We start from the raw sequence: 12,140 nt of genomic DNA, 5'->3' as shown, positions 1-12,140 counted from the left end.
CTTTTTTATTCGGCTTTAGCACTGCCCTTTTTCTGCTGCCGCCGCTTCAGGCCTTTCAGCCAGGCGTAGGTGGCTTCCTGCGCCCGCAGGGGCTTTTCGCCTTCGGCGGCGGCAATGAAGTTGTTGTCGAAATCGCGGGCTTTCACGTTGTCGTGGCGCTGGAAATCGAGCAGGTGGCGCACCTCGGCGCGCAGGCTTTCGTCGAGGATGGGAAAGGCCACTTCCACGCGGCGGTCGAGGTTGCGGGTCATCCAGTCGGCCGACGAGACGTATAGTTTTTCCTCGCCGCCGTGGCCGAACACGTACACGCGGCTGTGCTCCAGGTAGCGGTCCACGAGGCCGCGCTGGCTGATGTTGGCGCTGCATTCGGGCAGGCCGGGCACGAGGCGGCCAATGCCGCGCACGATGAGTTCGATGCGGACGCCGGCTTTGCTGGCCTCGTAGAGCTTGGCAATCATGGCCGCATCCTCCACGGCGTTCACCTTGAGAATGACGTAAGCCTCCTTGCCTTTTTTGGCCTGCTTGATTTCGTAGTCAATCAGCGCGTTCAGCCCGGTGCGCAGGCCGAAGGGCGCCACCAGCAGGTATTCGAGCTGCGGCACCACGCTCTGGTCGACCAAGTACTGAAACACCTCAGCCGACTCGCGGGTAAGGCGTTCATCGGCCGTGAACAGGCCGTGGTCGGTGTAGAGGTCGGCGGTGCTTTCGTTGAAGTTGCCGGTGCTGAAGTAGCCATAGCGGCGCACGGTGTCGTCGGCCTCGCGGCGGGCAATGAGCAGCAGCTTGCTGTGGCATTTGAGCTCAGGCGGCGTGAAGATGACGTTGGCGCCGGCCCGCTTCAGCTTATCGGCCCAGAAAAGGTTCGATTCTTCGTCGAAGCGCGCCTTGAGCTCCACTACCGCCGTCACCTGCTTGCCGCGCTTGGCGGCTTTGAGCAGGGCCTTCACCACGGCGCTTTTGCTGGCCACGCGGTAGAGCGTGATGCTGATGCTGGACACGCCGGGGTCGTCGGCGGCTTCGCGCAGCAGGCGCGTCACGTAGTCGAAGCTTTGGTAGGGCGGGTGCAGCAGGTGGTCGCGCTGGGCAATGGCGGCCAGCAGGCTGCCCGTGCGCGGCAGCGTAGGGTGCGGCAGGGCCGGCCGCGGCGGGTAATGAAAATCGGGCTCGTCGAAGCTAGGGAAGCCGAAGAAGTCGCGGAAGTTGTGGTAGCGGCTGCCGGCCACCAGCTCTTCGTCGGTGATGCCGGTTTTCTGCTTGATGGCGCGCAGGGCGTCGGCCGGCATTTCGGGGTCGTAGAGCAGGCGGGCCGGGAAGCCGGTGGCGCGCTTGCTCAGGCTGCTGCGGATTTTCTCCATTAGGTCGCCCGACACTTCCTCCTCAATGTCCAGCTCGGCATCGCGCGAGAGCTTGATGGCATTCACCGTCACCTCCTTATAAGCAGGGAACAGCTCGGCCGCGCCCACCCGAATAACATCGTCCAGAAACAGCACATACCGCTCCTCGCCCTCGTCGGGCAGGCGCACGAAACGGCCGCCGTGGCGCTTGGTGGGCAGTTCCATGGTCAGCACCCGCTCGGCTTCGAGCTTGGATTTGCGCTCGTGCGGCTGGCGCAGGAAGAACGTGAGGTACACGGCCTGGTCCTTCAGAAACAGGTGGTGCAGGGTGCCATCCAGCACCACGGGCGAGAGCAAATCGCGCACCTTGTCGCGGAAGTAGCGCAGCGTCCACTCGCGCTGCTTGTCCGTCAGCTCAGCCTCGCTCAGCAGGTGGATGTGCTGCTCGTTGAGGGCCGGCAGCAGCTGCTCTCGAAAGGTGGCCCCGAAGGCTTCCTGCTGCCGGCCTACTTCGGCCAGCACCTCCTTCAGCACGCGCTTGGGGCTTTCGCCCAGCTTGGCGCGGGTTTTCTTTTTTAGCTTGGCCAGGCGGCGCAGCGTGGCCACCCGCACCTTAAAAAATTCATCAAGGTTGCTGCTGAAAATGGCCAGGAACTTGAGACGCTCCAGTAGCGGCACGTTGTCGCTCTGGGCCTCCTGCAGCACGCGGGCGTTGAAACGCAGCCAGCTCAGGTCGCGGGATAGGGCTTTCAATAGACGGGGATGGTTGGGTGAATTAGTCAAAAAAGAACGTCATGCTGAGCTTGTCGAAGCATCTCTATCGCTTCGTTGCAAACCGATTGATTGCTTCTACGGTAGAGATGCTTCGACAAGCTCAGCATGACGTTCTTTTTTCGTTAAATCCGACTACTTCGCCTCTACTCCCCGTTCTTGGGGTAGTCGTAGAAGTAAAACTCGGCGTTCTGCTTGCTCACTTCCTCCCACTTGTCGGTGTCGAAGTGCAGGCAGACCACGGCGGCCGTGGGCATCTCGTTGAACGAGGTGGGCGACAGCTCATTGGCTGTTTCGGTGATGGTGGGGTTGTGGCCCACCAGCAGCACCGAGGCCGCCGCGTCGGGCAGTTCGCGGATGACGGCCAGCAGCCCGTCCACATCGGCGCCGTAGATGCCGGGCTCCACCGTGATTTTATCGTGCGGGTACTGCATTTCGCGGGCCACCAGCACGGCCGTGCTCATGGCGCGCACGGCCGGTGAGCTCACCACCAAATCGGGGCAGATGCGGCGCTTGGCCAGGGCCTTGCCCATAGCGGGCGCGTCGTCGCGGCCGCGGTCGTTGAGGGGACGTTCCTGGTCGCTGAGCTCGTCGAAGCTCCAACTGGATTTGGCGTGGCGGAGGAGATAGAGGGTTTTCATGGGGGCGAAGCTAGGGGCGTTTGGCTTACCGCAGGCATTAGGAAAAGGTTATGCGCCGGCCGGGGCGCGCGGCAAACAAGCACGGCAAAGCCCCGGCGGGGCAACATTTGGGGGCCGAATATTGCCCCGCCGGGGCTTGTCGCGTTGCCTGCGCATGCAGGCCAGCCAGGCTTATTGCTTGAGCAGGCGGCCCGTGCGCAGGTAGCCGTCTTCGTCGCGAATCTGAATCAGGTATAGGCCGGGCTTCACATCTTTCAAGTTGAAAGGCTGGTTGGTGACGCCGGTTTTCAGCAGGGCGCCCGTAATGGAGTACAGCGTGAACGTCCGGTTGCTCTTCCAGGCCACGGTCACTTCATCGGCTGCCGGGTTGGGGAATACCTTCACGGCCAGCTCCTCCTGCTGGGCGCGGGTGCCCAGGGCGCCCGCGTAGGCGGTGCTCATGTAGTAGAGGTTGGCGGTGGTGCCTTTGGCAATCTGGTGCACGCCGGCCGGCAGCGTCATGGTATACAGGCCGTTGGTTACCGTCTGGTTGGTGCCGTCGATGCGAACCGTGCCGCTGAAGCCCGTATTGAATACCAGCGTGAGCGTGGCGCTGGCGGTGGTGGTGAAGGCAATGTTGGTAGTCGACTCCAGTTTCAGGCACTGCGTCAGGTTCAGGCCGTTGTAGGTCACGCTGCCTTGCGAAGTCGACAGGTTACCGGTGATGATATAGAAGGTGCTGGTGGTGCCGGCCAGGGTGAAGTTGTGCACCATGCCCGACGTGCTGCCGCCGCCGCCGCCGGGATTGGGCGGAGTTACGGGCGCTGCGGCATCGCCCTGCACCGACACCAGGCCGGTGTGGTAGTTCACCAGCGCCGTTTGCAGCGGGGTGTTCACCGCCGAAGAGGCGTCATCAACGGCGTTGTTGAAGGTCCATTGGAAGTCGCCGCCTTTCACGCGGCCCGCGTATAGCACCGCATTGTCGCGGCCCGCCGTGGGGCTGTCGGGCGTGTAAGTGTACATCACGGCCGGGTTCGTGTCGAAATTGTTGTAGGTGTTGGTGCCGTAGGCCGACGTCACGGTGCTCGGAATCGTCTGGCTGCGGGTGGTTACCACGTAGGCATCGAAATCGACCGTGGAGCGGGGGAAGCCGGCGGCGCCGTAGGGCACGAAGCGCGTCTGCCCGGTCATGACGTTATCGAAGGCTTTGATGGTGCCGCCGTCCTCGTTCGAGAAAATGGGCTGCGTGGTGTAGTTGTTGGTCTGCGTGGTGGGGCTGAATACGTCGGTGCCCTGCATGGAGGTCAGCATCGGGTACTTGCAGTTGCGGAAGTAGTTGCTTTCCATGAACACCGAGGAGCCTTCCGTCGAGCCGGCGCCGTACTTGGCGTTGCCGTCGTAGTAGTTGTTGTACACGTGGGCCGAGTAGAAGCGCACGCGCGGATGGCGGGAGTCCGAGTGGTCGTACCAGTTGTGGTGGTAGGTGATGTAGAGGCCCTGGGTGGTGTTTTCGCTCAGGCCGAGCAGGTTGCACTTGCCCGAATCCCAGAAGTGATTGTAGGCGAATGTCACGTAGGTCGACTTTTTGCAGTCCAGCGCGCCGTCGCCCTTCACCTGGTCGGGGTCGGAGCCGGCGTGGCCGTAGAAGTAGTCGCAGTTATGCACCCAGATGTAGTCGTTGTCCTGCTGCAGGCCGATGTTGTCGCCCTCGTCGGAGTCGCAGTTCATCGTGCCGATGTTGCGAATTTCAATGTTGGAAGCCCCTTTGATGCGGATGCCCCAGCCATCGGCCACGGCGTCGTTGCCCACGCCTTCCAGGGTGATGTAGCTGGACGCGAAATTGTTGTTCTCAATCACGATGTCGCCGGCCAGCATGTAGCTCAGGTCGGTAATCTGGCCCACCATCCGCACGATGAGCGGGCGGGCGTCGCGGCCCTTCTTGAAGCCGTCGAGAATGGTTTGCAGGCCCACGCAGGGGTTGGTGGTGGCCCCGGTCACGTTGAGCGAAACGGTATTCTTGGAGTTTTGGGTGATGTAGAGGATGACGGCGTTGGCCTTCACGGTGCCGTTGGCGTTGTAGGCGCCGGGCACGCGGCCGTTGCTGAAGGCAAAGCCGGTCCGGTCCTGGGCCCGCACCGTGAGGGAAGTCGTCACGGTGGCCGTGCCCTCCACGCCCCCCACCACGGGCGCTATTTTGAGGGTGTAGGCGCCCGGCGCCAGGCCCATAGCATCGGCCCGGTAGAAGGTGCCGTAGTTGCGCACCAGCTGGTCGTCGAGCTTCTGGTCGACGAGGCCGCCGCCGGTGTAGTACACATTGTAGCTCTGCGCCGCGGCAATGGGCTGCCAGCGCACGTAAGCCGTTTCGAGCCAGCCGGCCGATTCGAGGATGGTCAGCGTCTGGGCGCGCATGGCCAGCGGCAACAGTAGCAAGAGTAAAAAAAGCAGTTGCTTCATAGGATGGGGGAATTTTGGGTGGTGGTGGCATACGCCACCGGGAGAGAGGGTTCGTACAAACGTACCCGGTAAGTTTCAGCAAATGAGTATATAGTGAGGCAACAGCCCCACTATAGTTGCGCAAACGATGCCGGCATCGTTTGCGCAACTAAATACTTTCCAGAGCGGCGGCTACTTCCCACGTAAACAGGCCGCTTGGCGCAAAAGGAATGCGAGACCTGGGGCAGGACCGCCGACGCACGGCCCTGCCCGGTCCCGGAAGGCGTGCAGGGCAAGCAATCAATAGCTCAAAAGGCCGTCGTCATGCAGAGCGCAGCGAAGCATCTCGCGTGTGGTAGTAAATCAATCGAAAGAAAAGGATTAGTGGTGGCACGCGAGATGCTTCGCTACGCTCTGCATGACCGTTCTTGCACCCTGACTCTGCACCCATGTTCCCCGCCTACCTCCGCCGTTTCCAGCACCTGCGCGTGGCCCGCAGCCGCCAGCACGGCGAAGCGCCCTACAACCGAAGGTCAGCGTAGCTAAGCCCGCCCTGCTGCTGGCCGTGCTCGAAGGCATCGCCGACGGCACCATCCAGGGCAACCGCATCGAAATTACGCCCGAGCTCATCGCGGCCTTCAAAGCCATCTGCACCGATTTGGGCACCTCGGCCCTGTTCACGGCCGCTAACTTCGCCCTGCCCTTCTACCACCTGCGCTCCGACGGCTTCTGGCACCTGCACACCTGGCCCGGCCTCGAAATTCTGCTCACCCGCTCGGGCTCCATCCGCAGCTTCCGCCACCTGCGCGACGTGGTGGCCTACGCCGCCCTCGATGCCGACCTCTGGCTGCTGCTGCAAGCGCCCACCGGGCCGCCCTCACGCAGGCCCTGCTGGCGCGCTACTTCCCCCAAACGCAGGGCCGCTACCGCGCCCGCGCCGGCCAAGAGGCCCTCAACGGCATCCGCCGCCAGATGCTGGAAGAGCCCGCCGCCCACTACCGCACCCTCGTGGCCGCCGCCGATGAGCTCGACCTCACCGTGCGCAGCGGCGTGTTTAAGCGCGTGGTGCTCGAAACCTACGACTACACCTGCGCCGTGTCGGGCCTGAAGCTGCTCAGCACCCGCAGCAGCCCCGTGCCGCTGCTCGATGCCTGCCACATCGTGCCCTGGGCCGTGAGCCACGACGACACCCTGCCCAACGGCCTCGCCCTCTGCCCCAACCTACACCGCGCCTTCGACCGCCACCTGTTCTGGATTGACGCCGACTACCGCGTGCGCCTGGCCGACGACTTCGTCGAACTCAGCGGCGGCGACTACGGCGTGCGCCGCTTCGACGGCCAGGCGCTGCGGCTACCCCAGCGGCCGGAGTGGTGGCCGGGGCGGGAGAATCTGGCGGCGCAGGCGGGTACATAATATTTCGTGTTGCTCGGTTAAAGGAAAAGCGTTTTCACACGTACCAAGCTTTTCTTTCTATGAGCAATGCTCTTGCAGCTTGAGTGAGCATTATAATTCTTGTTCTCCGCTTTCTGTATAAGTTAAGAGAGAGTCCGGTCGCCGGGCATCGCCAGTAGCATAGCAAGCGCGGATGTGCCGCCCTAATTCCGGTGCTAAATCAATTGTGTCGCGAAAAGTAATAACGGAGAAATCACGAAGGTTAAAACCGATGTCTTGCGGTCCTTTAGTACCGTATGTATTACAGATGAAAAGCAGGTTGGGTGTAGGTTGCGTGTTTTGTTGGGCCAAACCCATTAAATAGCCTACTTCATGGTATACGTTGGCATTCTTATAGGTGAGGTCGGCAATCAACATTCCGGCCTGTTGAATCTCGCGAAAAATAACATCCGATATTTTCTGCGTTTTGCCATGTGTTAATTGGTCTACTCGCACAGGCTTAATTAGCAGGTCACGATGCTGAATTCCATGCTCCGCATTGATTTCCGCTACTACTTGCTGAATCATTTTAAAATGTGCATCGCAACTGCCGTCAAAAGGCATCGAAACGAATATGGTACGGCTGCGGGCGTGGCGAATACGCTCGAATATAGCCACTGCATCACTAGCCTTAATCGAAGGCAACTCATCTAAATGGTTATTAAGCGCCCATTCGCGGAAGCGGTTTAGAAGAAAATCATTCTGCTCGAATGCGTAGCGGACGAATGCAGCAATCAACTCAACTGACCTGCTATTTCGCAATTGCGGCGTCTCATCGTACAATCTTTTGGTTCGCAGTAAAGCCCGCACCATACGGCTGAAATCAGCGGATTCTGCGGGCATTCGAATTCCTTCTAGTTCACCCGTGGGAGTGCGCCTAGCAGTTTTACCTGCTTCAAGTAGCAACTCATACGCTTCTTTTAAAACTGTTCGTAAATGCCCAAGCTTGGGCGCAGGCTGGCCAGATGTCGGTTCATCATCGAGTAACTCAATTGTCCGATTCCACTTTCTCAACTCTTCCTTATATCTCAGGCACAGGTCAAAGGTGTGCCGCACTAATAAGTAGGCAGGGCCATACGGAGAATAAGTAAGTCGCTCATCGTTGATAATTGAGGAATTACCTATGCCCGCTTTAATCAATTGTTCCTGCGTTAGGGGTAAACTCTTTGAGTTAATATTGCTAAATATCAGACGCTCAATAGTAAGAAAATCATCGCCGTTAGGCAGCAATAGCAAGCAGAATGGGACGGTGAACTCCTTTTCACCAAGGGCGGGGAATCGACTGCCAGCAACCAAGCGGTGGTTGCCATCTACCCGAAAGAAAGGACGACCGGGGTTATCCCGGTCTTTCGGCACGTCTTCGGCTACTAGCTTGCTCTCGTCTAGCTGAATTGTGACCAGCAACACGCTATTTCCTTCCTCCGCTCTAGCATCTGGACGCAGGGCTTTGGGTTGCGGCTTACGACTAACCGAGAACCCGGGGCCATCCTCTTCGCTTACCTTCCATTGGGGCGCCGTCGGCGACTGCAGGTCGCCCCGAACCTGAGAAACAATACTAACGCCATCAAGCCGTGCTTTTGCCGGAGGCTCTTTGTACGATAAAATAACCTCGGGGAAAAATGCCTCGCCACTTTGCAGATAGTCGAGCATATCAGCTATTTGGGTGTCGTCAAAATTGCGCTGATAGTCGTAGTCCGCCCACGACGCTTTAGCTAAATCCGAAAGTCGGGCAAAACCGCGAATACAATCACGCTCGAATGCTTTGCCAAGAATACCGTGTAAAATCATATCTAATGTCTAGGCTAAAATCAATTGTTGAATTTCTGCTTTCGCAGCAGCAAAATCGGTGTGAGCCTTATGAAGTATAGATGATGCTTCCCGCCGCCGGGTGTCTAAGATGGCTGCAATCTCAATTTGACGGTTTAATGGTGGAAGTGGAATAGGTATTTTACGTAGCGCGTCTACATTGATGCCGGACTGGTTATTCCAATTAACACAAAGCCGGAAGAAAATACCGGCCCGCTGATAGGCGTTGAAAACGTAGGTCAGAAAGCTAGGGTGTAATTTTTCTGCTGTGCGGATTCGTGTAAGATGGTTGGAGCAGAAGTAAGCCCCCTCTAAGTCGAATAGCACTGTTTTTCCTACTAGCTCTTGGGAATTGGTGTTATTGAACAATACTTCGCCCCGTTGTAGTAAATCGTAAGGCTGCAACTTAATTAAGTCGGTGCTCACATATACATTGCGCGAAAAGTCCAGTTCCCGACTGGCGGTCATGTTAGTAGGTCGAATTTGAACAACCCCTTGATTGAGTAAATCCTGGTCAGCACGCCCGGCGGCAAAACCATTCTGGCAGTGAACCATGAGTGCGTTGAGGCGAGCCATCGGGTATTTGCCTTGCGCAACGTGCCGGTAGACGTCGCCTTCGTTATAAAGTGCGTCCCAACGTTGGCCTAAACGAATAATGCTGTAATCACGAAAGAAGAGAGTACTACCCGGGTTTGGGGGAACTAGCGTTATTCCCAGTTCCCCTAGCAAGTAGCCATCCATTCCTTCCAGCAGTGCACGTCCCGCTTGTTCTTGCTGCTGCTTATGAGCTAATGCTTGAGCAAATAAATCACTTATTTTTTGTTGCTGACCTAACTCTAGAATGGGAATTTTCAATGCGTGCAATTCTTCTGTTTCGACGCTCTGCACGGTGCTGCCGTGCTTAGTGATAAGCGGTAAAATTCGCTCACCCATAACCGACAAATAACAACCTAGGTACTCCGGCAGTATGTTCGGGTCTCGGACGACAATAGCCTTTAAATCTTGATTGATTGCTAAGGGCGCTTGCAGCAAAGCTACAGGCAACGTGTGCGCTAAAATGCCGCTACGCACCACAAGTACAATTGCCCCGGCGGGAGCAATTTGGGTGGCCGACTGCATTACTGCTGCTGGCGTCACTTTGTCGGACGCATCCGAAATGAAGTACTGTTTAATGTCTTTAGGGGAAAGCCAGCCAATAGTGCCTTCCCATAGCGTGGCGTCATTTTTTGAGGGTGTTCCCCCATTAAACATTCGGGTTAAACTGCCTAAGCGCCGCACGGGCTGCTTTGGCTGCATCCCAATGTCTTGCAGGGCGCGATAATAAGGTGGGTCTAACCGACCCGTCAGTTCGCCCCGACCGAACAAGAACAGTGTGTTCTTATTTTGGCCGGGGCTTAGCGAAAAAAACCGTCTTTCCCGTCCGCAATAGCTTGTAAAAACTTTTTTAGCTCCGGCCCGACTGCCGTTTTTAAGTCGTTCTGTGGAGTTTTATGACCAGTGCCATCAAAGCCAATATGCTCAGGCAAGGCCATCAGAACTGGATAGTTGTAGGCTTCCAGCTTGGCTGCTACTTCGTCGCGCACCTCCTCGCGCAGTTCCTCCTTTACTTCCTTGATTTGCTCATTGTAATCGGCGCTCACGGCCACCTTCCAAGCTCGGAATTCGGTAGTTTTCTCTACGATTTTCCAAGCAGCCACCGAATAGGGCAACTCCGGCGTACCGCCTTCTGCCAGCGGCGCGTTGGCCTCGCTTTCCCAATCCACGGCGGTCGGCTCGAATCCTTGGCGCCGGCGCAACGCCTCTTTCTTAGCTGCTTCCAGCGCCTTGATTTTCTGGTCGTACTTGCCCTTCTTGAACAGGTACGTGCGTGCATCCTGCTTCACGGTTTGCCGTTGCGCTGTTTCCGACGCGCTCAGCTTTCGCAACACTAGCACTGAACTCTTCACGCCCGCGTTAGTAGCCCGGAAAGCATCCTGCGGTAAGGACACCACCGCCGCCAGCCGGTAGTGCTCTTCTAGCCAATCGCGCACTGCTTGGCTACTATTGCTGGTTAGTAGTCCGTCCGGCACCACCACAGCTAGCCAGCCACCAGGCCGCAAAAAGCGCCAGCACTGTTCGAGAAATAGCACTTCGGTACTTTGACTATCGCGGGGGCCGGTCTCAAATTTGCCGGTCAGGTGCTGCGTAATCCAGTCGGTTTCCTTGCCGCCCAGCTTGTAGTTGGCTAAATAGGCACGTTCCGTCTGTTTCACTACCGAACCAAAGGGTGGGTTAGTCAGAATTACGTCGAACGAATCGCGCTGAAAACCGGCGTTGCCAGTATCAGTTGCTATTTTTTCCGGTTCTTCCAGTCCGTCAGCAGTCACCACATTGGTGTGCCCGTCGTCGTGGATAATCATATTCATTTTGGCCGTGCGGGCAATGCCCTCCGAAATCTCTATTCCATATAGGTTTTTCGAGGCAAAGTCGTGCCAGTGGGCGTAATGCTTGGCGCTGCCTAACTTAAATGCTCCAGCATCGGCTAAATTCTTGGCTTGGTGACGCACCTTGTCCAGCGCATATAGCAAAAAGCCTCCGCTACCGCAGCTCGTGTCCAACACCCGCGACCGGTGGTCAAAGGGCACCGCATCCACGATGAACTCAACCACCTCGCGAGGCGTGAAATACTGGCCAAAGTCGCCCCGAAAAAATGTTCCTAAAAACGTCTCAAATGCCCTTCCTTTGCTGTCTAGGTCGCTGTCACCGATATTAAGCGGCGTGAGGTAGCCCAATACTGTTTTTAACTCCGATGCCGTCAGCCGCAACGGGTCGCGGAACACCTCCGGGTCTTTGGCCTGTCCTTCTTTATAGATGTTGTCGAGCCTCGTTTTTAACTCCTGTGGCGTCTCGCCTGAAAACTCCTGAAACGCATAAGGCTGGCCTAGCGTGTATGGCCGTTTCTCATCCCAGAGCTTGCAGAAAATCAGTTTGTCTAATTCGTCGAAGGCCTCCGAAGGGTTGCGCTTGCCACCACCCCACAAAGCTTGGTGTGCTTTTTTGAAAATGCTAGTCAACTTATCTTGCGCGACTTCTTCTATGTCAAAAGCCTTGTTGCCGCTCTCGTCCTGCCCGCCCTTGTAGTATTTTGCCCGGCTGAACTTGGTTTGCCCGTAGCGAGGCAGTGCCGCGATGCTGTTGGTGTCGCGCTCCTGACTTCCAAACCCGCGCACGATAAACGTCTTCTGCTTAACGTCTGAAGTAATCCAGGTGTAAGCACAGCCCAATGAGACAGCATAGCTAAACCCTTGGCTGATGGCCATGACGAATTCAGCTTCCGTGATGGATGCTGCTTTGCACTCCACCACAATGTATGGCCGCTTGCGGTCGTCATCCTCAAATACTACAATATCAGCGCGGGTTTCCTTTGCGCCAATCTGGACTGGAAATTCAACGTCAAGTCGCTTCGTAGGGTAGCCGTAGCTAATGATAAGCTCTAGGTATGCCTCAGCCCTGACTCGCTCTTCGGGGTTAACATATGGGTAGCTTTTCTCGCAGTGAGGGTATCGAATTTTCTTTTTATCGTCAGTCAAGACGATAAGTTTACGGGCAATGCCCTCTTCTAGCAGATTCATACGGAGCAGTTCATTTACTCAAAGGAACGCCGGGACTGTCCGTAAAACAACAAGAAGCCCCGGCCGCACACGCAGCCGGGGCTTCTTTTGCTTCCGTCCAACGGCGCTAGGCGGCTGGTTTCTGGCCGCTGGCT

8 protein-coding genes are annotated in these 12,140 nt (G+C 57.3%); 2 read left to right on the top strand and 6 right to left on the bottom strand.

Features of this window, described 5'->3' with window-relative positions; translation table 11 throughout:
- Positions 1-5: 5 nt before the first annotated feature.
- The 3 genes from ppk1 to Q4S41_RS23950 all read right to left on the bottom strand — a co-directional run bounded on the left by ppk1 (position 6) and on the right by Q4S41_RS23950 (position 5,179).
- A complete protein-coding gene (ppk1, locus tag Q4S41_RS23960) occupies positions 6-2,087 on the bottom strand; it encodes a polyphosphate kinase 1 (protein WP_305033653.1) in 2,082 nt (693 codons plus the stop codon).
- A 164-nt stretch (positions 2,088-2,251) separates the two neighbouring features.
- The gene (locus Q4S41_RS23955; protein ID WP_305033652.1) at positions 2,252-2,746 is read right to left on the bottom strand and encodes a SixA phosphatase family protein; all 495 of its coding nucleotides are present in this window, start codon (positions 2,744-2,746) and stop codon (positions 2,252-2,254) included.
- A gap of 171 nt (positions 2,747-2,917) precedes the next feature.
- Positions 2,918-5,179 carry a pectate lyase family protein gene (locus tag Q4S41_RS23950; RefSeq protein WP_305033651.1) on the bottom strand — a complete coding sequence of 754 codons (2,262 nt, stop codon included), beginning with the start codon at positions 5,177-5,179 and terminating at the stop codon, positions 2,918-2,920.
- A 544-nt stretch (positions 5,180-5,723) separates the two neighbouring features.
- Between Q4S41_RS23950 and Q4S41_RS23945 the strand changes: the two genes are divergently transcribed.
- Both Q4S41_RS23945 and Q4S41_RS23940 read left to right on the top strand, forming a co-directional pair.
- Positions 5,724-6,266 carry a hypothetical protein gene (locus tag Q4S41_RS23945; RefSeq protein WP_305033650.1) on the top strand — a complete coding sequence of 181 codons (543 nt, stop codon included), beginning with the start codon at positions 5,724-5,726 and terminating at the stop codon, positions 6,264-6,266.
- On the top strand, positions 6,167-6,571 hold the full coding sequence (locus Q4S41_RS23940) for an HNH endonuclease (protein ID WP_305033649.1): 405 nt from the start codon (positions 6,167-6,169) through the stop codon (positions 6,569-6,571). Before Q4S41_RS23945 ends, Q4S41_RS23940 begins: the two co-directional genes overlap by 100 nt.
- 90 nt (positions 6,572-6,661) lie before the next feature.
- Here the strand turns inward: Q4S41_RS23940 and Q4S41_RS23935 are convergent, their stop codons facing one another.
- From Q4S41_RS23935 to Q4S41_RS23925, 3 genes are all read right to left on the bottom strand, one after another.
- Positions 6,662-8,377: a hypothetical protein gene (locus tag Q4S41_RS23935; protein WP_305033648.1), complete on the bottom strand. Its 1,716-nt coding sequence runs from the start codon at positions 8,375-8,377 to the stop codon at positions 6,662-6,664.
- Positions 8,378-8,386: 9 nt separating this feature from the next.
- Positions 8,387-9,691, bottom strand: a complete 1,305-nt coding sequence (locus tag Q4S41_RS23930) for a restriction endonuclease subunit S (protein WP_305033647.1) — start codon at positions 9,689-9,691, stop codon at positions 8,387-8,389.
- A 98-nt stretch (positions 9,692-9,789) separates the two neighbouring features.
- Positions 9,790-12,006: a restriction endonuclease subunit M gene (locus tag Q4S41_RS23925; RefSeq protein WP_305033645.1), complete on the bottom strand. Its 2,217-nt coding sequence runs from the start codon at positions 12,004-12,006 to the stop codon at positions 9,790-9,792.
- Between the last annotated feature and the right edge of the window lie 134 nt (positions 12,007-12,140).

This window comes from Hymenobacter convexus (assembly GCF_030580955.1).
Taxonomy (GTDB): domain Bacteria; phylum Bacteroidota; class Bacteroidia; order Cytophagales; family Hymenobacteraceae; genus Hymenobacter.
The sequence above is the reverse complement of the archived record's forward strand: the minus strand, read 5'-3'. Positions and strand labels throughout refer to the sequence as shown.

Excerpts from the sequence above, each read along its gene's own strand:
- Q4S41_RS23955 (WP_305033652.1), bottom strand. The coding sequence starts at position 2,746 with ATGAAAACCCTCTATCTCCTCCGCCACGCCAAATCCAGTTGGAGCTTC.
- Q4S41_RS23950 (WP_305033651.1), bottom strand. The coding sequence starts at position 5,179 with ATGAAGCAACTGCTTTTTTTACTCTTGCTACTGTTGCCGCTGGCCATG.
- Q4S41_RS23935 (WP_305033648.1), bottom strand. The coding sequence starts at position 8,377 with ATGATTTTACACGGTATTCTTGGCAAAGCATTCGAGCGTGATTGTATT.
- Q4S41_RS23930 (WP_305033647.1), bottom strand. The coding sequence starts at position 9,691 with ATGCAGCCAAAGCAGCCCGTGCGGCGCTTAGGCAGTTTAACCCGAATG.
- Q4S41_RS23925 (WP_305033645.1), bottom strand. The coding sequence starts at position 12,006 with ATGAATCTGCTAGAAGAGGGCATTGCCCGTAAACTTATCGTCTTGACT.